Raw genomic sequence first — 19,636 nt, 5'->3', positions numbered from 1 at the left:
ATTGAGCGCAATATTTATCTTGAGGTTGTTGAAAGCCACAGCGAGGACACGTTACAAGCATCGAAATTTTTTTCCTGTTGTTAATTAGAAAAAGCCTTATAAATAGGCTAATTCAAAGCTTCTTGACGGTCCACCGAATTGTTCATACCTTGAAATTCTAGGAAGATAACGATGAAAAAATATAAGCAAGGCACTGGCGAAAAAATCGAACGTACAGAGGAAATCATCCCGCCAAAGGTCGAGCTTCCTATCGAGTTTTCTCCTGAACATTATCCCGTAATGTTGCAAGAAGTGCTTGCCGCGTTCTATCCCTACAGAGAGAAAAAAGACGTTTCTTATTTCGATGGAACCTTCGGTCGCGGCGGTCACTACATGGCAGTGAAGTTTACCGTTCCCGCGATGAAAGCCACGGTCATGGACCAAGATCTAGCTGCAGTGAAATATGGAAATGAACGATTCAAGACCGAAGTCGAGAAAGGTGCACTTCGCATAATCCATGGAAATTTCTCGCAATTTTCAGATCACAATCTGAAAAACTTTGATATGATGCTCTTAGATCTAGGTGTGAGCTCACCGCAGTTAGACCAGGCCGAACGAGGCTTTAGTTTTTACCACGATGGTCCACTAGATATGCGAATGAATCAGCAGCAAGGTTTGACGGCTGAGGTGCTTGTGAATACGGCAACAGAGGAAGATCTCATTCGAATCTTTAAAGAGTACGGCGAAGTCTATCGCCCGGCTCGCGTTGTCCGTGCGATCGTGAATGATCGCAAAACAAAAGCATTTCAATCGACTGCACAACTTGCAGGCCTGATCGAGCGTGTGGATGGTTGGCAAGTGAAAGGCCATCATCCAGCGACGAAATACTTTATGGCTCTGCGTTTAGCAGTGAATTCAGAGCTGGAAGTTGTCGGCGAAACGATTCCACAAATGATCCAGGCATTGAAGCCCGGTGGTCGTTTGGCGGTGATCACGTTCCATTCGTTAGAAGACAGAATTGTTAAAAACATCTTCCGCGATTCAGAAGAATTCGGCAGATCTGTTTATAAAAAAGTAGTCGTTCCATCTCAGGAAGAGCTGGATTTGAACTCTCGATCGCGTTCGGCGAAATTGAGAGTTTTCGAGAGGAGTGCTCAGGATGAGCAAGGAAAACTTTAGACAACTGAAACCATTTTTTAGCATCCTTTTAGTCATCTTTACTTTGTTCTCTATCGTCTTCCTGCAGATGGAAGAACGTCGCATGGGCTATGTGGTTCTGAAGCTCACTCGCCAGCACAAAAAAGTTTTGGAAGAAAAGCGCACCAAAGAAATTTCTTTGGCGAAGATCACGCGTCCGCAACTTTTGGATCACGTGGCTCAGCAAAAATTCACGCTTAAAAAAGTTCAGGCGAATCAAATCATCCATTTGACGGATGTGGCTGATATTCCTGTCGCCAAAGCGATTGATAAGAAAATTGCGAAAAAGGATCTTTAGTTGAAATCACGTATTGTATTTATCTTTATCGGTATTATCGGTTTATGGTCATTGCTGATGATGAGAGCGGCGTACTTGCAGTTTTTGCCGAACGATCGTTTGAACTCGCTGCAAAATCGTCAGTTTCAAACCAAAGTAACTTTGCAAGCCCGCCGTGGTGCGATCGTGGATCGCAATGGCCGTGATCTCGCGATGTCGGCGACCGCATACTCGTTGTATGCCGATCCTAAAATTATCGAGAACCGTAAAGCAGCGGCGAAAAAGATCGCTAAAGTTTTGGGTCAGTCTTACGAATCCGTCTATGCGAAAATCAAAGATGGAAACAAACGCTTCGTTTGGATTCAGCGTATGCTTGATCAAGACAAAGCCGATGATATTAAAAAGTTTGATATCCGTGGACTTTCCTTTGTTGAAGAATGGCGCCGTGTTTATCCAAATGAAACTTTGTTAGCCCAGACGCTGGGCTTCTTAGGTATCGAAGGTCAGGGACTTGAAGGGTTGGAACTTGGTTACGATCAGTCTCTTCGTGGCAATCAAAAGAAAGTCATGGTTAAAAGAGATGCTCGTGGTCGTCCGTTGATCAATGACGGTTTGATGTTCATCGAAAATCCAGATGGTAACGAACTTCGTCTGACAGTGGATTCTGAACTTCAATATGCTCTGGAATCTGAACTTGCGAACGCTGTACAAACCTTCGATGCAGATCACGCAGTCGGTGTGGTTCTGGATGCGAAAACTTCCGCTGTTGTCGCCTTGGCTTCCGCTCCAACTTTCGATTTGAATAAAGCGCAAAAAGCTTCTGCGGACTCTCGTCGTAATAAATCCGTGACGGATGCTTTTGAGCCGGGTTCGACGCTTAAAACTTTGGTCATCGCCGCAGCCCTTCGCGAAGGCGCTTTGCAACCGAATACAAAGTTCTTCTGTGAAAACGGTGCTTACCGTGTGGGTGATAAAGTTATCAAAGAAGCCGAAGCTCACGAAAAGTTCGGCGACATCACAGCAGCTGAAATTTTAGCGGTGTCATCAAATATCGGAACAACCAAGATCGCATTCAAATTGGGCCAGGATAAACTTCGTCAAGGTCTTTTGGATTTCGGATTGGGGCAAAAATTGGGAGTAGATCTTCCAGGAGAAGCCCGCGGTATCGTTCAAAGTCTTCCGTGGAAACCAATTGCTCTTAGTAATATTTCCTTTGGTCATGGTATTGCGACAACACCTCTTCAAATGGCGAATGCCTATGCCGCGATTGCCAACGGTGGGGTTCTAAATACTCCCTATATCGTACAATCTGTTCGTGATTCTGAAACGGGCGAGTTGACGGAAACAAAAGTAAAACCCATCCGTCGCGTATTAACTCCAGAGCAAGCCGCTCAAATGCGTGCGATGCTTTTGGGTGTAACAACGTTGAAAATCGGATCTGGAGCTAATGCCCGTGTCGATGGTTTCATGGTTGCAGGTAAAACGGGAACGGCGCAAAAAGTGAATCCAAACGGCCGTGGTTATCTTAAAGGTGCCTACGTTTCCAGTTTTGCAGGCTTTATCCCTGCGAATGATCCAAAATTTGTGATCTATGTGGCCGTAGACTCCCCTCGTAAGTCTTATTACGGCGCGAAAGTGGCAGCACCGGTCTTCTCAAGAATCGCATCCTATGCGGTTCGTAAAGAGGGCATCGCACCACTTCCAGGAACTTTGGCAGAAACGAACAGCAAAAATTTAAATTCCATCAAAACAGCAATGGGCCAAAAAGCGGCGCTGGAAAAGTTGGCTCGTGAAATCGCCACTGAATCCAAAGATTCCGCAAAACCAGAAGCGAAAGCGGAGCCTGCCATCGTGACAGCTCAAGAACTGGATAAAGCGGCTGAAGTAAAAACCGGCGAAACCGTCCCAAACCTGATGAAACTTACAACTCGAGAAGTTTTGCGCCAAGTGAGTGGGCAAAACTTGAAAGTGAAATTTGTCGGCTCGGGAAGTTTGGTTAGCGAAATGATTCCTGCGGCAGGGTCCAACTTGCCAGAAGATAAAAATATCACCGTCATACTTAAATAGGATAAGGCACCCACAAGGTGCCTTTTGCATTTCCCCGATGTATCCAAAATATCTGACCTAAGTCACATCTATCTTAAACCCAGTAAATTTTTATTTGTTTGGAAAATTCCACTGAGGGAGAATATTTCCTTAAGAGAACATTTCAGGCTTACTTTATTTGGAGTGTTGGGTGCAAAGTAAGATCGTTTTTTCAAACGAAAAAGAATACGACGGGCTTTTAAAGCTGATGTACGTTGCTGGTATTGCAATGTTGATCCCCTTGTTTGCTTGGTGGCAAAACAACGTAAATCCAAATTTGGATTTATGGCTCATTGGGATTCTGTTCGCTGTATGCATCTTTCTTTTCACATTTCGTCGCGCCAAAGTGATGAATATTGTTTTACTCGAAAATTGCATCGAGTTGGAATATCCTCTTCGCGATCATGTGCAAGCCATTCCCTATTCGGAGTTGCTCTGTGCTGAGTACACGGAATCCAGTTTTAGTTTAAGCCTTGTCCTAAAAGACAGCCGAACAATCCCATTGCCAGCAAAAATAGAAAAGGTCGAAGGCCATTTTCCACCTTATCAAGAAATGATCGAAGCCAAAGGTGAGGCAGGCGACCGCTATCGCCTGAAACATGAAATTGATAGCCGCATCAGAGGCAAAGACTCCACCATAGCTCCATTGAAATTCTAAAAAGGCGTTCTAAATTTGCTGTCTCAAAAAGAGACGGCAAATTTCCCTGTCGAGCACAAAATGTTACCCGTTAGATTCCTCACACGCACATGTGTTTCCGGAAGCGTATATTCCAGATAAACTCGATATTCTTTCGCATGAGTTTTGAAGTAGCTATGCCGTGAGGTAACTATGAAAAGCTCATCCATTTTGATTATTACAAGTGTGCTGACATTCGCGCAGATCGCGAGTGCTCAATCAGCGGGAACCTGCAGCTCTGTCTTCTCCTCGGGCTATTCCGAGCTTCAAGCTAAGTGGGCCCAGCTTTCTTTGGAACAAAAGAATTTTCTTAGAAAGCAGCAAATGTATTCCACTTCCAATGTCGTTCAACGCCGCCCGGTCGTTAAAACTTCAGGTTTAAGACAAGACGCTTCGAAAGATATCGATGCAGCCGATATTAAAATTGATACCGCAGATCCTTCTCTGGTGATGCCGATCACTTATCCAAATGGCGTCACCAAATATCGTATTAATTTTTCAGGGCTTCGTTATATCGAAGCCAATACTCCCATGGAGTTATTTAAAGGTGGCATCAAAAAGGTTCAACGCTCCCGCGGCTTTTATAAAGACGGCACAGAGATGACTGGTGCTTATCACAACGAGGCCTGGGCCTGGGATGTGGTGATATATAAAAATGAAGCTGGTGAGCAGATCGCTTTAGGCGGAGTGATGGAGCAAGTGACGCCTGGAAAACTTCCAAACGTTGCTCAAGACAATCGCACGCGATCACGTTGGTGGGGCAAGGTTTCCCACGTCGAAGTAAAGCCCGGCGTGTATGAAGAACATATTATCTGGCAAGAGCCTGTGCATGATTTCAACCGTTCAAAACATCAGGGATGGGAATACCACGGCTATGGCGGAACCTTGGTGACAGAGTTTAATCCAAAAACGGGCATCCATGAGCCGATCAAAAATAAAAACGGAAATTATACTTTGATGTATGAGCGTGTAACTGAAGAGCAGCACGGCATGCCGTGGGTGACGACAACTTTTATGCGCGAAATGGATCCTTCCCTTAAGACGACGGTGGGACCCGAGATCGCGGTTACTAATTTAAATAATCCACTGACGGGGAAATTATTCGAATCCCTTCGTCGCGGTGATGAACACAATACGTATGGTTATCTGCGTGAAGGTGACAACGTTTTAAAAGAGATTAAAAACAAACAATTCGTGAAAGCAGGGAGTGCCAATGACTACGTCCGAAAATACGGTATTTATCTTGATTATCGCCCACCTGGCGCAGATGCAGTGGGCCCATATCGAAATGTCGTCGACAGCCGCGGAGAGATGGTCGACTTCGCTACTACACTAAACTTACGCGAAATGATGAATGCGACCTGGGTCGGTCGCCCGCAGTTGAACTATGATCCTCAAGGTCGCCTGTGGCTGTTATTCCACTTCGTGCCAAAAGATAGCATTCCGCAAGGAGCACCCGTGGAAGGTTGGCCTTCTGCCAAGGACTTTCCAGAATATGGTCGCATCACTGCGATGATCCCGGTGAAGTTTGAATACGATGCCCTGGGGCAGCCGTTGCTTAAAAAAGATATCGATCCAGAATTCTCTTATATGTATGAATAAAAAAGGCACCCATCGGGTGCCTTTTTCGTTTCAATCTTAAGATTTAAAACTACAACCAGTACATGAACGTATTTACTGGATTTTCTTTCTGAGCATCATTCAAGGTGTCGATGACAGCTTGAACCTTCACTTCGCCCAAATTCTCGACCAGGTCTTTGCCACCAATGATGGTGATATCCCAGTTTTTAGAAATCACAGAGGGGTCTGTTAAAACATCATATAAGGCATCAAGGTTTGCACCATATGTTTTTGGAAGTCTTAAACCATCAGCAATAACAGCGTGCAACTGCTTCAAGGATTTGATTTCGCGACCTGGGATCAAAATAGCAATCTTATAGTTTGACTCAAACACCGTAGCGCCCAAAAGACCTTCGCGTTCAACAGTCGTATTGACAGGAACGTTGTAAACGCCAGCATGAGCTTGCACTCCCACCACATTCAACAAAACAGCAGAAGCCAGAACCAACAACTTTTTCATGGGCACCCCTTTAATAAAGTTGCGGAACTATAGCATAAGAAACAGGCGTTACCGCCTGTTAGGATTTTGTACAGTAAGAACTATAAGGAATTAATGTATTGGCTAATACCTTGAAGGACTTGCGGTGGAATCTCGTGGCCGCCACGGAATCCAAGCAAGGAACCCTTCATGCCGTTTTGAGTAAGCAGGGTCTCAAGTTTCTGTGCCTGTTTAAAGCCCAAAACCTGATCCATTTGCCCGTGGCTTTGAAAGAATCTTTGGCCTTCACGATTGGGTACGTGTTTTTTCCACTCATCCTGTGCCACCAATGTGCCCGACATGATAACCAAGCCACGGGGAGTTTCCGGTGCGCGCAGGTACAAGTCGGTCGCGAGCATTGCTCCCTGACTGAAACCTCCCAGAATAATTTGATTCCAAGGCACGCGGAGCTGGCGGATCATTTCCATGGCCATGTCGCGGGCTTTTTCGAAACCTTTCGGCATTTCACCGCTGAAATCTCGGGGGACACCAGTTTCCTGAGCGCGTTGAATTTCCATCATATCAATCGGCCACCAAGCGCGACCTGTCCACGCGGGGCCAATAGGTACTTCCAGAATTCCATTCGGAAAAAGCCAATTGTACGTTTGCTTGGTCGGAATCATCTGTCCTAATGAGAACAAGTCATTGGCATCTGCGCCATAACCGTGGAAGAAGATGATCCAGGGTGCGTTATCGTCTTGATTAATTTCTTGGCAATGTATTTTTCCGAGTTGTCTCATAGCTTGAGCATAATATACTGATCCCATGAAACTACAGCATCTTTTTTCAACAATTCCAGGAATCGCCGGTCATGTTTTGCCAGACATCGAAGTCTCTGGGATTTTCAATGATGCGCGTAAGGTGATTGCTGACGGATTATTCGTTGCCATTCGTGGTGTCAAAGTGGACGGCCACAGTTTCATTCCTGATGCTATCAATAACGGTGCTGCCGTCTTGGTGGTGGAGGATCCGAATCAAGTTCCTAATACCTTCAAAGGTTTCGTTTTGCGCGTGGAAAACACTCGAGAAGCTTTGGATGTTTTAGCTAGCCACTATCATGGCGACCCGGCAGAGGAAATGTTCTGCGTAGGTGTAACGGGTACCAACGGCAAAACTTCGGTAACTTATATGGTTGAGGCGATTTTCAATCACTCTCAAAACCCAACCGGAGTTATCGGAACCGTTAACCATCACTTACTGGATAAAGTCTGGCCCTCAGATATGACTACTCCAGACCCGATCAACTTGCAAAAACGCCTCCGTGAATTCAAAGACGCCGGTGCCAAGGCCGTGGCGATGGAAGTATCCTCACACGCTTTAGATCAACACCGCGTGGACAGCGTACCTTTTAATACAGTGATCTTTACCAACCTGACGCGCGATCATTTGGATTATCACGAAACAATGGAAAAATATTTCGAGTCAAAGCAACGTCTGTTCACAGACTTGTTATGGAAGACCGAAAAGCTTCCATGTTTTGCAATCATCAATATCGATGATAAATACGGTCGTCGCATGCACGTGGCGGACCCGGCAGTTCTTTGGACTTACGGTACTGATAAATCCGCAGATCTTAGTTTCAAAATCAAAACCATGGATTTTGCATTAACGGTCTTTGATTTAAAAACACCCGTCGGTACCACTGAAGTGGAGTTGCCGATGTCAGGAACTCACAATGTGATGAATGCCGTTGCGGCCATGGGCGCAGGGCTCTCCGCAGGAATTCCCTTGGAAGTTTGTAAAGCCGCGATCGCAAGCTTTACTGGTGTACCGGGCAGATTGCAGGCGGTACCAAATAATAAAAATCTGTCTGTCTTTGTAGACTATGCCCATTCCCCAGATGCTTTGGAAAACGTTCTGACAGCATTGACGAAAGTGCGCGAAAGCCTGAAATCCAACGCCAAAATCTGGACGATCTTTGGCTGTGGTGGAGATCGCGATAAAGGCAAACGTCCTTTGATGGCGGAGATGGCGCTAAAATTTTCTGATGCGGTAGTGGTCACTTCCGACAATCCACGCACCGAAGAGCCGCAATCTATTATCGAAGATATTTTAAAGGGCGTGAATGCCCAGGATAAAAACCGTGTGATCGTTTTAGCTGACCGTAAGGAAGCTATTCATGCGACGATTAGCAAAGCCCAAGAGGGCGATGTGATTTTGATCGCAGGTAAAGGTCACGAAGACTATCAGATTATTGGAAGCACGAAGTTTCCATTTAGTGATGTGCAGGTCGCTGAACAAGCGCTGCAGGGGAGAGTGTAATGAGAGCCATGGATGTGCAAACGGTTGTAAAAGCCACAAACGCGCAAGTGATCAGTCAGCACGCCGATGCCTTTACAGGAATTGGTACAGACACTCGAGCAGATCTTAAAGGACAGATGTTCATCGCCCTCAAAGGTGAGGCTTTTGATGCCCACGAATTCTTGGACAAGGCAGTGGCCCAGGGGGCTACGGTCCTCTTGGTTCATGAAGAAAACGAACAAGTGAACTCCTTGAAAAACAAAGTCACTGTTTTAAAAGTTCCGGATACATTGAAAGCCCTGCAACAATTGGGCAATTGGGCTCGTCATCAATCGCAAGGAACTATCGTCGCTATCACAGGATCCAATGGTAAAACCACAACCAAAGAATTTACGGCAGCCTTGATCAGCACAGCCAAAGACGTTCACTATAATAAAGGCAGCTTTAATAATCACTGGGGCGTGCCATTCACTCTGCTGCAATTGGATCCGAAAAAAGAAGTGGCCGTCATTGAGATGGGTATGAATCATGCCGGTGAAATCACCGAGCTTGTGCATATCGCAGAACCTGACGTTGTGGTTTGCACGATGGTGGGACGAGCGCACATGGAATTCTTTGGCACCATCGAAAAAGTCGCCGAAGCCAAAGAAGAAATCTATAACGCTGCTAAGAAAAGTGCGATCCGCATTTATAACTTGGACAACGAACAAACACACAACATGTTTGTTCGTGGCCACGACAAATTCCCTCAAGATAAAGTCATCACTTTTTCTAGCGAAGATCCCCGCGCCGACGTGCATTTGATGATTGATTCAATGAACATGAGCCAACTGGTTCTAAAAGGCAGCATCAAAGGTGTTCAAGGAACAGCGACGGTGCAGGTCTTTGGAGCGCAAAACCTAACGAATTTGATGGCGGCGGCAGCTTTGGGATTGTCCGTGGGTATGACTCCGCAGCAGATCTGGATGGGGCTTCCAGCTTGTAAAACCAACTGGGGTCGTAACCAGTTGGTTCACCTAAAATCCGGCGCTCAGATGATCTTTGATGCCTATAATGCGAACCCCGACAGTATGAAAGCTTTACTGGAAAATGTGCAATTGTTAACAGTGAGTGGACGTAAAGTAGGGGTGTTTGGGCAGATGAGAGAAATGGGTTCAGCCTCCGCACAATTGCATGAGGAATTGGGTGAGCGCGTGGGTAAAGCCGGCTTTGAAAAAGTTTACTTCGTTGGCGAAGATTTCGACGCGTTTACTAAGGGTCTGCAAAAGGCTCAATTCTCTAAGGAAAGTTTGATCCAGAAAGATTTTACAGAAAACGCTGGCAAGGATTTAGCCACTTTCCTTCACAGGGGCGACATTGCCGTTGTTAAAGCGTCCCGTGGCACGAAGCTTGAGCGCTTCGTTTACCCGTGCGAGCCCCTGGATTTTTCAGAAAAATCGTAGCGTTGACTAAAATTCAGGCTGGAGTAATCCGGCCTGATGTCCTATAACAGTCCTCATTATTAGGAGGACTAATGAAACAAAATCTTTCTCTACTTATCGCAGCTCTTACTTTCTCTGCGATGCAAGCCGGAGCTCAATCAAGTTCTGCAAAGATTGGTGCCGCATCTTCAACAAACACTTCGACTTCAAAAATCGAAGATCTTAAAAAGCCGACTGAAAAGCTTAAAGACGTTGATGATGAAATCACGGACGCTCGTTTGCGTGCATCTTTGGGTTCTAAATCCAAATGGTCTTTTAAATCAGACCTTTCTTATTCTGGCGGTTCCGTAAACGATCCATTCGGTTCAATCCGTCCAAACTACCGTGCCTCTGCAACATCTGAGTCTTTGACTTATATGTCTGGTAACGTTGGTGTGAACGTTCGTGTTACTCCAAAAGACAGCATCAGCTTCGGTTCTGGTTTGACTATCAATGATCCATTCCATGGTGACATCACAAAACCAGCTGCGGATTCCCGTTCTGGCAGAAAATCAGACGCAGTTCTTCCGCGTTATGAAATGTCCACTCCTTTCGTTAGCTGGAGTCGTGGTTATAAAGCGTTTGATACTCAAATGAGCACAAGCGTTTCAACGACGTATTACACTGACGAAGATACAAGCAAATACCAAAACTACTTGGGTAACATTTCATTGTCTCAAGTTTTCTTGGCTAATTTCGGTACTTCTAAATGGAATGGCGGCGTGAGCGTTAGCTTGGCGAAATACTTGTACAATGGTGCTTTGTCTGACGAAGGTTACGTGAAGGCACAGGCAGCAGGTAAATACATGCGCTCTGATATCAGCGGTGGTCTTTTCCCGTTCTTGCAATACACGTTTAATGATACGTACTCTTTCAGAACTGTATTTGGTTACTTCCAGTTTTCTAAATACGAAATCAACGACAGATACGTTCAGTTGGAACCATACCAATCTGTTGGTGTAGGTATCTCTATCACGCGTGACATCTACTTGTACCCGAACATCCAGTTCACTCCGAAAGACATCCGCGACGACAGAACGAACGTGGCTCTTTCTACGAACATCAACTTGTTCTAATAAATATGTCTGGATCGAAATTCATTCCTCCCTCCAAAAAGGGGGAGGAGTCTGACTCTCAGGAAATCAATATCACTATTACGGTGAAGGCCACGGCAGCAGAAATCTGGCGTGCGCTGACTGATACTGACGATCTGGAAAATTGGTGGGGTGACGATGTCACCCTTGAACCAAAAGTCGGCGGAAAATTCCGCGAAGCCTGGGAAGACGACGAAGGCAACGAGCAGCTCGCTTCCGGCAAAGTCCTTTCTCTTACACCCAATAAATCCATTACCTTTACTTGGCGTGAAAAGACCTGGGATGCGAAAGCCTCCACAGAATGCTCTTACGTGATTGAAGACAAAGGTAAAACCCGTACCCTGACTGTGACTCATAAAGGCTGGGAAGCGTTTCCCGAAAAGTTGAGTGCGAAACTTCAAAAAGACTTCCAATTGGGTTGGAAGTACCACATGCAAGAATTAAAAGCCTACCTCGACGATGAAGGTTAAAAGGTACGGACTTACTTTGTCCAAGTTGATTTAAGATCTTTTCGCCGTCGGTGAAGTTCGCAGTTGTCCATGCACTGGCCGTTTCATTTAAAACACCTCGTGTGAACTGTCTCGCCTTGTGATGTTTCTTCCGGCTGTTACTTGGTGGAATTTTACTCTCACATATTATTCAGGGTATTTTTCATAGATGTGTCTCGCTCGGAGGCATGTTTTCAAAAGCGCCAACAAGTTCCCTTGAAACGTATGTTAGGGAATCCTCACGCACTTCGACCAAAATTTTTGCATCGTCAGTTTTCATACACCCGCTGATCCTTTTAATTCCATCTGATCCCTCGAAAATGCTGTGCATGCGTTTTGCTCTACTCCATTGTGAAAGCAATTTTGGAGGAACCATGAAATCTGCATCGATGTTAGTTTTGTTGGCGACAGCACCTTTATTTATGACGGCTTGTTCGCAATTAGGAACCGAAGTTCAATTCGGTTCATTTAGAAGCGCTGAAGCGATCATCCCGGTTGTAGATGGTGAGGAACCACAAGGTACTCCAGACCAAGGCGCACCGGACTCTGGTTCTCCGGAGATAATTGACGAAGTTCCCCTGAATCCTGGCGAAGTGATTGATGATGACGGCAGCATTGTCGATGGCGATGGTGAAGTGGTCGTACCTGCTTGTGATGCGAAAACTCAAGCGGAAGCGAATCTGATCTTGAAACAAGAAGGCAGCACGAACATCGCAGGAGTTTCTCAAACAGGTGCTAACAACTCAGCCATCATTTACCAAAAAGGTGACAGCAACACAGCCTGCGTAGTTCAAGTCGGTGACAACAACAAAGCGGATATACAACAAACAGGTTCTTCAAACAGTGCCTCCGTATCGCAAACAGGTAACGGCAGTTCAGCAACGATCATTCAGTCCGGCGGCAGTAACTCCGTAAACGTAGTTCAACACTAATAGATCGCGAAGTTTCCCCACAGACCCACATGGTAAGTCCTTACCCTAAAAAGGTAAGGACTTACTTTTTTAGGTACGGCCTTACCTAAAAAAGTACGGCCTAAAAAAAAGGTACGGCCTTACCTTTCGAAGTAAGTCCGTACCTTTCAACCTTACAGGCTTTCCATGAAGCTTGGTTTCGGGGAAATTCGTTTAAATTACAAAATATCAAGTAATATCATATAGTTATAAATTTCCCATTGCATTTCAAAGTCCCGATGTGCTAAACCCTTAAAGTTCCAAGCAAAAATCAATTTCCAAGGATATAGGGGAATCGCACATCATGCTTTATCAGTGGCTCTATTCAATGTCGGAATACTTCTCTCCATTGAATGTCTTTCGTTACATCACGGTTCGTACATTCATCGCGTTTTTCACATCGTTTCTGCTGTGCTGGATGTGGGGCCCTTACTTCATCAAACGCTTGCAGTTAAAGCATTTTGGTCAATCTATTCGTGATGACGGCCCTCAGTCTCATAAAAAGAAAGCCGGCACTCCAACTATGGGTGGCGGATTGATTCTTCTTTCGACTCTGATCCCATGCTTGTTGTGGGTTGATATGCAAAACCCTCTGGTGTGGGCGGTTTTGATCATCACTTGGGGCTTTGGCATGATCGGTTACATGGATGACTGGTTGAAAGTGAGCAAAAAGAACTCCAAAGGTCTTTCTGGAAAGATTCGCCTCTTGGGTGAATTCTTAATCTCCGGTTTGGTCGTAGCTTATTTGGTTCACTTCCATGATCTGGGCACAACTGTTTACATTCCCTTTGTTAAATCATTCGGCTTCGATCTTGGTTACGCTTACATCGTCTTTGCCGCTTTGGTGGTCGTGGGAACTGCGAATGCAGTGAATTTGACAGATGGTTTGGATGGCTTGGCGATTGTTCCGGTGATGATCTCGGCAGCGACTCTAGGATTGTTCGCGTATGTAACAGGTCACTATTCCATCGCGAATTACTTGCAGATTCCACATGTGGTTGGAGCAGGTGAGTTAACTCCGGTGGCGGCAACGATTGTTGCTGCGGGAATGGGTTTCTTGTGGTTTAACGCGTATCCCGCGCAGGTCTTCATGGGCGACGTGGGTTCTTTGTCCCTGGGTGGTTTTTTGGGTTCGATGGCAGTCATCACTCAAAATGAACTGTTGATGGTAATCCTGGGCGGTGTCTTCGTGGTGGAAGCATTGTCGGTAATCACTCAAGTGATTTCTTTCAAACTGACGGGCAAACGTATTTTCAAAATGGCGCCGATTCATCACCACTTTGAATTGGGCGGTTTGACGGAAACGAAGATCATCGTTCGTTTCTGGATTATTTCGATATTATTGGCTGTTTTAAGTCTAGCGACTCTCAAATTGAGGTAGAAGAATGTATAAAGAGTTTAGTGAATTAAAAGACAAAAGAATCCTAGTGGTCGGTCTTGGTAAAACAGGTGTGTCTTTGGCGCATTTCCTGACTAAGCACGGCGCTCAGGTGACGGTAACGGATCATAAATCTAAACCGGAACTTTCTGTGCAGCTTGAGCAATTGGGCGATCTTCCAATCAAGTATGAATTGGGCGGTCACAGTCCAAAAACTTTCATCGCTCAAGACCTGGTTATCTTGTCTCCAGGCGTGCCTTCTACTTTGAAAATCTTCGATTACGCAAGATCTCAAGGTATCAAAATCACGGGTGAGTTTGAATTCTCCGCAGGTTTCATCAAAGAACCTATTATCGGTATCACTGGTACCAACGGTAAAACGACTGTTGCCCGTATCACTGAGGCGATCTTGAAAGAATCCGGTGTTAGAACTTGGGTTGGTGGCGCGAATGAAAAGCCATTGGTTGATTACCTTCGCCTTGATGACAAAGCTCAAGTGGTGATCGCCGAAGTTTCCAGCTTCATGCTTGAACACTGTGACACATTCAATCCAGGCAATGTGGTTTTCACGAACTTGGCTGAAAATCACCTGGATCGTTACCGCTCTATGGAAGAGTACGTAAACGCGAAACGCCGTGTTTTCAAAAACACAAATCAAGCGACAACAAGCATCTTGAATGCCGACGATAACGCGGTTGTTGAATTGGCGCGTGATCCAGCAGTTCAACGTGGACGTATTTTCTACTTCTCTCGTAAACCAGCTTTGGAACCACAAATCATGAACATCGGTGGTGCAGTGAATATCGGCGATGAAATTCGCGTGCGCACAGGCCCTGAGATTGAAACTTTCAATATCAAGAACATGAAAATGCGCGGTAAGCACTCAATCGAAAACGTGATGGCAGCTATCCTGGCATCCCGTGAGCATGGTGCCACTCGTGAAGCCGTTCAAAAAGTGATCGAGACATTCAATGGTCTTCCTCACCGTATTGAGTACGTTCGTAAAGTGGGCGGAGTTTTATTCTACAACGACTCTAAAGCGACGAACGTTCACGCTGTTCTTCGTGCATTGGACACTTTCGATGAAAACGTAATTTTGATCGCGGGTGGTAAAGACACGAATTTGAACTACGAACCTCTTCGTACGTCTGTAAAACGCAAAGTAAAAACTCTGATTTTGGTCGGGGAAGCAAAAGAGCGTATTAATCGCGACCTTGGTGACTTCTCTGAGACCTTCCTGATCGGTACGTTTGAGGAGGCGGTTTTGATCGCTTACCAAAAGTCCAGAATCGGGGACATTGTTCTGCTTTCTCCAGGCTGCTCAAGTTTTGACATGTTTGACAGTTTTGAAGAGCGTGGTGAATACTTTAAAGAGATCGTGAGAAAATTTCACTGATAAGTGGCAGGCAACTGCCATGTGAAATTCGCGCCTAAATTGCTAAGGCGCAAAAGCAAAGGCTCTCATCGGATGAGGGCCTTTTTTTTATGTTTTTTAAAAACCGACCAAGTCGGAGAAATTGATAAAGCTAGGAGGGCTTTGTGATTCGTCTTCTCGTTGTTTCTTTGTCTTCACTCTTCTTGTTGTCTGCCTGCGCATCTGGGACATTTAAGGCACGCCAGGAACAACGTGATAAATTGGCTGCAAATACAGGCATGTACTGTAATTTCGTAAGCGGCGAAGTCTTTCCCGATGTTGAAGTTGAACTCAGCATGGAAATGGCAAAACGCTGTGATTCTTCACGCGCCTTCTCTATCACTAATTACAAAACCGCTTCGAACGAAAACGGCATTGTGTACTGCTGCTCTATGTCGGGCCGCGCACAAACGATCGTGAACAAGCGTTCTTCCACAACAACTGCAACCGAAGTCAGAACGGAAAAGAAAACTGACAATGGCGCAGAAGTTATCGAAGCACCGATGTAATCGCCGATGGGCCCTGCTTTGACAGGGTCCAGTCTTGGCACCATTCCTAGACGTACAAATGGACTTCTGATTAAAATAAAGGCGGGAAGCTGTGTCTTCCTTTGCGCCTTTGGGAGTCCATCATGTTTAGATATTTATCAAGCAGCTTGTTTCTGGCAATCATCACACTTTTAGGCATCGGCCTGGTGCAAGTTTACTCTTCCAGTTTTATCTTCGCGATCGAATCCTACGGCGATGGTCTTTTCTTTTTCAAACGACAATTGGTCTTCGCCCTGATCGCAGCCTGCGTTTTAGTCGGCACAGTTCACATTCCTTTTAGACTGATTGAAAAGCACGGATGGATGTTGTGGTTTGCAGCGGCTATCGGAGTGCTGGCGACATTCGTTCCTGGTTTGGGCGTGCGTGTAGGGGGAGCGATCCGTTGGATTCAATTGCCATTCGGTATCCGCTTTGAACCGGCTGAGCTTTTGAAAATCGCTTTTTCAGTGTGGTTCGCAAGTCTTTTGTGTCGCCGTGATAATATCTTAGGACACGTGAAGTGGTGGTGGTTGGCCCTCGCGCTGATCGTTCCATTGTTCTTGTTGCTGCGCCAACCTGACTTCGGAAGCTTTGCGATCATCCTGATGGTTGCTGTCAGTTTACTTTTCGCTTTCGGTTTGCAGTGGAAATATATCGTGGCATCCATGGCAGTGATGTTACCGGCATTTTACTTCTTGGTGATGTTGGTGCCTTACCGTCGCGCCCGTGTTCTGGCTTTCTTGGATCCATGGTCCGACCCCGCACAAAAAGGCTTTCAGGTGATTCAAAGTATGTTGAGCTTTCACTCAGGCGGTTTGACAGGGGCGGGTTTGGGACAAGGCCAAGGGAAATTGTTCTTCTTACCTGAAGCCCATACGGATTTCACGTTGGCAGTTCTGGGCGAGGAAATGGGCTTTGTCGGATTCGTTGCCATCATGGCTCTTTATGGCTTTGTGGTTTTCCGCGGAATTCAGATCGCTATCAAAGCAGAAGAACCTTTCAAAAGAGCCTTGGCTTTGGGGCTATCGATGACTTTCGGTTTAAGTGTTTTCATCAACGCGGGTGTGGTGATGGGACTTTTGCCAACGAAAGGTTTGACGCTGCCTTTCTTAAGTTACGGTGGTAGCTCCCTGGTTGCTTTGTGTTTTATGTTCGGATTGATTTTGAACATTGAAAATTCCTTCGAAGAGGATAAATTCTCTAAACGTTTCGGCTCATCTCGTTGGAACGCATCGAAAGTGAAAGCACATGACTAAAAGAACTGTTGTGATCGCTGGGGGTGGCACTGGTGGCCACATCTATCCGGGGATCGCTATTGCGCGCGCTATTCAGAAGTTGGATCCATCTGTCGATGTCCACTTCGTTGGGACCTCGCGCGGTATGGAATCTAAAATCGTTCCCCGCGAAGGTTTCCCTTTGCACTTGATCGAATCTGGTCAGCTCAATGTGAAAAGTCCCATCAAAAAGTTGAAGACGGTCCTGCGCATGCCTTTGGGCTTGTGGCAGTCGTTTCGCCTGTTGATGCAATTGAAGCCTTTGTACGTGATCGGGGTCGGCGGGTATGCCTCGGGTCCCTTTGTTCTTGCAGCAAGCATTATCGGCTTTAATACAGCAGTGTGGGAGCCCAACGTGATGCCAGGAATGGCCAATCGTTTTCTGTCCCGCTTCGTCGATAAATGTTTCGTGGTGTTTGAGGAGTCTCGTAAGTTTCTGAAAAACAAAGAGGTGATTCAAGCAGGAATGCCCGTTCGCGAAGAAATCGAAAAGGCAGTTCATACCGCTCATAAAGATGAAAAGTTTCATCTTTTGGCCTTCGGTGGCAGTCAGGGATCTCGAGTTATCAACACCTGCTTAAGCGACGCGATCATTGGCGGGGGCGAGTGGACTAAGGATTTATCTGTCGTTCATCAGTTGGGGAGCGCAGATTTCCCTCTGGTTTCTGTCAAATATCAAAAATCTGGCGCCAATGTGGATTATCATGAGTATATCTTCGATATGCCAAAGTACTACCAATGGGCAGATATTATTGTGAGTCGTGGTGGGGCCAGTTCCATTGCGGAGGCCGCAGCATTTGGTATAATTCCTATTATTGTGCCATTGCCAGGAGCCGCTGATGATCATCAGCAAAAAAATGCAGAGAGCCTTGTCGCCCGAAACGCGGGTCGCATGATTTTGCAGAAAGATTTAACGCCTGAAAGATTGATTTCAGAAGTACAATCTCTTCGCCAAGATAAAGCTTTGCGCGAGCAAATGGTTAGGAATATAAAAGATCTTTATGTTCCCCAGGCAGCAACAACCATCGCAAAGGAAATCTTGCAATGAAATTACAACACGCCAAATTCCACTTCGTAGGTGTCGGCGGCATCGGTATGTGTGGGCTCGCGGAACTTTTGCACAATATGGGAGCGAAGGTTTCAGGTTCTGACATCGCAGACAATGCGAATACAGAACGTCTTCGCGAAATGGGTGTGAAAGTTTATAAAGGCCACGCAGCTTCCAATATCGGTAATGCTGACGTTGTGGTTTACTCTTCCGCTATTCAATACGGCAATCCAGAAATTTATGAAGCTCGCGCACGTCAGATCCCTTTGATCCCACGTGCTGAAGCCTTGGCAGAGATCATGCGTTTAAAACGCGGCATCGCTGTTGCGGGCACGCACGGGAAAACAACGACGACATCTATGACGTCGGCGATCTTCCTTGAAGGCAACATGAAGCCCACAATCGTCGTGGGTGGTCGTTTTGAAATGATCAAATCCACAGCTCTTCTGGGTGAAGGGGAGTGGTTGGTGGCCGAGGCCGATGAATCAGACGGCAGCTTTAACAAGCTGACTCCGGAAATCGCCATCATCACGAATGTCGATTCCGATCACTTGGATCACTATAAAACTTTCGAGAACTTGCAAAAGAACTTCTATGACTTTGCTTTGAAAGTTCCCTTCTATGGAAAAATCATCGCTTGCGGTGATGATCCGATCGTTCGTCAAATTTTTGAAAACTTCCCGAAACGTATTTTATTTTACGGCTTTGATGAAAAGAACGATTTGGTTTTGGCGGGCGAGCAAGGAAACTATTCTTTGTACCGCAGTGATCGTCTTCTTGGAACTCGCCACTTGGTGGGTAAGTTTAAGCTCAACGTTCCAGGTCGTCACAATGCTCTTAATGCAGTGGCAGCGATCTGTGCTGGCTTGGCTGCAGGTATTCCATTTGAAACATGTGCAGCGGGTCTGCAGCGCTTTGATGGTGTGGATCGTCGATTCCACTTCAAAGGAGAAAAAAGCGGTATCAAAGTTTATGATGACTACGGTCACCATCCAACAGAGGTGCGCGCCGTTCTTCAGGCCTTCCGTGAAAAATATCCAAACAACCGACTGGTCGTTTACTTCCAACCGCATCGTTTTTCTCGTACTCAGCATTGCTGGCACGATTTCACGACGGCATTTATGGAAGCCGATCAAATCCTGCTAACTGATATTTATCCTGCCGGTGAAGCTCCAATTCCAGGGATCAGCTCTGAAAAGCTGGCTCAGGAAATGAAGCACGAACACGCGCAGTATTTCCTGCGTGATGAAAAGTCGTCACAAAAGATCGTATCCATGCTTAAAGACGGTGACGTGTTCATCACTTTGGGAGCAGGCGACGGTTGGAAGCTGGGCTTGGACGTTTTAGATAAAATCCAAAACTAAAAAAGGTGCCAGGTCCTATTTCTTGTCGTGAGGCGACAAGAAATAGGACCTGGCACCTAAAAAAAGCCGGGTTTCGATCCCGGCTT

General features: G+C 45.9%; 18 protein-coding genes. 16 read left to right on the top strand and 2 right to left on the bottom strand.

Annotation, left to right across the window (positions count from 1 at the left end; genetic code table 11):
* Window positions 1-171 precede the first annotated feature (171 nt).
* The 5 genes from rsmH (at window position 172) to ACLSU7_RS08910 (ending at window position 5,816) form a co-directional block, all read left to right on the top strand.
* A complete protein-coding gene (gene rsmH, locus ACLSU7_RS08930) occupies window positions 172-1,158 on the top strand; it encodes a 16S rRNA (cytosine(1402)-N(4))-methyltransferase RsmH (protein WP_413295189.1) in 987 nt (328 codons plus the stop codon).
* Complete coding sequence (locus tag ACLSU7_RS08925) at window positions 1,139-1,474, top strand: histidine kinase (protein WP_246845831.1); 336 nt, start codon at window positions 1,139-1,141, stop codon at window positions 1,472-1,474. The genes rsmH and ACLSU7_RS08925 overlap by 20 nt, the downstream gene beginning before the upstream one ends.
* Window positions 1,475-3,520, top strand: a complete 2,046-nt coding sequence (locus ACLSU7_RS08920; RefSeq protein WP_413295188.1) for a penicillin-binding transpeptidase domain-containing protein — start codon at window positions 1,475-1,477, stop codon at window positions 3,518-3,520.
* Between the two features lie 169 nt (window positions 3,521-3,689).
* Complete coding sequence (locus tag ACLSU7_RS08915) at window positions 3,690-4,196, top strand: hypothetical protein (RefSeq protein ID WP_413295187.1); 507 nt, start codon at window positions 3,690-3,692, stop codon at window positions 4,194-4,196.
* A 171-nt stretch (window positions 4,197-4,367) separates the two neighbouring features.
* The gene (locus ACLSU7_RS08910) at window positions 4,368-5,816 is read left to right on the top strand and encodes a hypothetical protein (protein WP_413295186.1); all 1,449 of its coding nucleotides are present in this window, start codon (window positions 4,368-4,370) and stop codon (window positions 5,814-5,816) included.
* 49 nt (window positions 5,817-5,865) lie between these two features.
* On the opposite strand, the gene ACLSU7_RS08905 is transcribed toward ACLSU7_RS08910, so the two are convergent.
* Together ACLSU7_RS08905 and ACLSU7_RS08900 are read right to left on the bottom strand one after the other, a co-directional pair.
* Window positions 5,866-6,294, bottom strand: coding sequence for a barstar family protein (locus ACLSU7_RS08905; RefSeq protein WP_413295185.1), 429 nt, complete (start codon window positions 6,292-6,294; stop codon window positions 5,866-5,868).
* A gap of 80 nt (window positions 6,295-6,374) precedes the next feature.
* A complete protein-coding gene (locus ACLSU7_RS08900; protein ID WP_413295184.1) occupies window positions 6,375-7,079 on the bottom strand; it encodes an alpha/beta hydrolase in 705 nt (234 codons plus the stop codon).
* Here ACLSU7_RS08900 and ACLSU7_RS08895 point away from each other — a divergent pair.
* From ACLSU7_RS08895 to murC, 11 genes are all read left to right on the top strand, one after another.
* Window positions 7,078-8,574 carry a UDP-N-acetylmuramoyl-L-alanyl-D-glutamate--2,6-diaminopimelate ligase gene (locus ACLSU7_RS08895; protein WP_413295183.1) on the top strand — a complete coding sequence of 499 codons (1,497 nt, stop codon included), beginning with the start codon at window positions 7,078-7,080 and terminating at the stop codon, window positions 8,572-8,574. The two genes, ACLSU7_RS08900 and ACLSU7_RS08895, sit on opposite strands and share 2 nt — an antisense overlap.
* Window positions 8,574-9,995, top strand: a complete 1,422-nt coding sequence (locus tag ACLSU7_RS08890; protein ID WP_413295182.1) for a UDP-N-acetylmuramoyl-tripeptide--D-alanyl-D-alanine ligase — start codon at window positions 8,574-8,576, stop codon at window positions 9,993-9,995. Before ACLSU7_RS08895 ends, ACLSU7_RS08890 begins: the two co-directional genes overlap by 1 nt.
* 71 nt (window positions 9,996-10,066) lie before the next feature.
* Window positions 10,067-11,089, top strand: a complete 1,023-nt coding sequence (locus ACLSU7_RS08885) for a hypothetical protein (RefSeq protein WP_413295181.1) — start codon at window positions 10,067-10,069, stop codon at window positions 11,087-11,089.
* A gap of 5 nt (window positions 11,090-11,094) precedes the next feature.
* Window positions 11,095-11,577, top strand: a complete 483-nt coding sequence (locus ACLSU7_RS08880; protein WP_413295180.1) for an SRPBCC family protein — start codon at window positions 11,095-11,097, stop codon at window positions 11,575-11,577.
* Window positions 11,578-11,969: 392 nt separating this feature from the next.
* The gene (locus ACLSU7_RS08875) at window positions 11,970-12,527 is read left to right on the top strand and encodes a hypothetical protein (RefSeq protein WP_413295179.1); all 558 of its coding nucleotides are present in this window, start codon (window positions 11,970-11,972) and stop codon (window positions 12,525-12,527) included.
* Between the two features lie 322 nt (window positions 12,528-12,849).
* Complete coding sequence (gene mraY / locus ACLSU7_RS08870) at window positions 12,850-13,926, top strand: phospho-N-acetylmuramoyl-pentapeptide-transferase (protein ID WP_413295178.1); 1,077 nt, start codon at window positions 12,850-12,852, stop codon at window positions 13,924-13,926.
* 4 nt (window positions 13,927-13,930) lie between these two features.
* Window positions 13,931-15,319 carry a UDP-N-acetylmuramoyl-L-alanine--D-glutamate ligase gene (murD, locus tag ACLSU7_RS08865; protein WP_413295177.1) on the top strand — a complete coding sequence of 463 codons (1,389 nt, stop codon included), beginning with the start codon at window positions 13,931-13,933 and terminating at the stop codon, window positions 15,317-15,319.
* 143 nt (window positions 15,320-15,462) lie between these two features.
* Entirely contained in the window at window positions 15,463-15,846 is a 384-nt protein-coding gene (locus ACLSU7_RS08860) for a hypothetical protein (protein WP_413295176.1), read from the top strand.
* Window positions 15,847-15,968: 122 nt separating this feature from the next.
* Window positions 15,969-17,120, top strand: a complete 1,152-nt coding sequence (ftsW, locus tag ACLSU7_RS08855) for a putative lipid II flippase FtsW (RefSeq protein ID WP_413295175.1) — start codon at window positions 15,969-15,971, stop codon at window positions 17,118-17,120.
* A complete protein-coding gene (gene murG / locus ACLSU7_RS08850; RefSeq protein ID WP_413295174.1) occupies window positions 17,113-18,186 on the top strand; it encodes an undecaprenyldiphospho-muramoylpentapeptide beta-N-acetylglucosaminyltransferase in 1,074 nt (357 codons plus the stop codon). The genes ftsW and murG overlap by 8 nt, the downstream gene beginning before the upstream one ends.
* Window positions 18,183-19,550 (top strand): UDP-N-acetylmuramate--L-alanine ligase, encoded by a 1,368-nt coding sequence (gene murC / locus ACLSU7_RS08845; RefSeq protein ID WP_413295173.1) that lies wholly within the window; start codon window positions 18,183-18,185, stop codon window positions 19,548-19,550. The genes murG and murC overlap by 4 nt, the downstream gene beginning before the upstream one ends.
* Window positions 19,551-19,636 lie beyond the last annotated feature (86 nt).

It is taken from the genome of Bdellovibrio sp. HCB185ZH (assembly GCF_047302455.1).
In the GTDB taxonomy this organism is placed as follows: domain Bacteria; phylum Bdellovibrionota; class Bdellovibrionia; order Bdellovibrionales; family Bdellovibrionaceae; genus Bdellovibrio.
The sequence above is the reverse complement of the archived record's forward strand: the minus strand, read 5'-3'. Positions and strand labels throughout refer to the sequence as shown.

Bases quoted from the DNA above. Each gene is read 5' to 3' on its own strand.
- rsmH (WP_413295189.1), top strand. From the start codon at position 172: ATGAAAAAATATAAGCAAGGCACTGGCGAAAAAATCGAACGTACAGAG.
- ACLSU7_RS08880 (WP_413295180.1), top strand. From the start codon at position 11,095: ATGTCTGGATCGAAATTCATTCCTCCCTCCAAAAAGGGGGAGGAGTCT.
- ACLSU7_RS08890 (WP_413295182.1), top strand. From the start codon at position 8,574: ATGAGAGCCATGGATGTGCAAACGGTTGTAAAAGCCACAAACGCGCAA.
- mraY (WP_413295178.1), top strand. From the start codon at position 12,850: ATGCTTTATCAGTGGCTCTATTCAATGTCGGAATACTTCTCTCCATTG.
- ACLSU7_RS08875 (WP_413295179.1), top strand. From the start codon at position 11,970: ATGAAATCTGCATCGATGTTAGTTTTGTTGGCGACAGCACCTTTATTT.
- ACLSU7_RS08895 (WP_413295183.1), top strand. From the start codon at position 7,078: ATGAAACTACAGCATCTTTTTTCAACAATTCCAGGAATCGCCGGTCAT.
- ACLSU7_RS08885 (WP_413295181.1), top strand. From the start codon at position 10,067: ATGAAACAAAATCTTTCTCTACTTATCGCAGCTCTTACTTTCTCTGCG.
- ACLSU7_RS08900 (WP_413295184.1), bottom strand. From the start codon at position 7,079: ATGGGATCAGTATATTATGCTCAAGCTATGAGACAACTCGGAAAAATA.
- ACLSU7_RS08905 (WP_413295185.1), bottom strand. From the start codon at position 6,294: ATGAAAAAGTTGTTGGTTCTGGCTTCTGCTGTTTTGTTGAATGTGGTG.
- ftsW (WP_413295175.1), top strand. From the start codon at position 15,969: ATGTTTAGATATTTATCAAGCAGCTTGTTTCTGGCAATCATCACACTT.
- ACLSU7_RS08910 (WP_413295186.1), top strand. From the start codon at position 4,368: ATGAAAAGCTCATCCATTTTGATTATTACAAGTGTGCTGACATTCGCG.
- murD (WP_413295177.1), top strand. From the start codon at position 13,931: ATGTATAAAGAGTTTAGTGAATTAAAAGACAAAAGAATCCTAGTGGTC.
- murC (WP_413295173.1), top strand. From the start codon at position 18,183: ATGAAATTACAACACGCCAAATTCCACTTCGTAGGTGTCGGCGGCATC.
- ACLSU7_RS08925 (WP_246845831.1), top strand. From the start codon at position 1,139: ATGAGCAAGGAAAACTTTAGACAACTGAAACCATTTTTTAGCATCCTT.
- murG (WP_413295174.1), top strand. From the start codon at position 17,113: ATGACTAAAAGAACTGTTGTGATCGCTGGGGGTGGCACTGGTGGCCAC.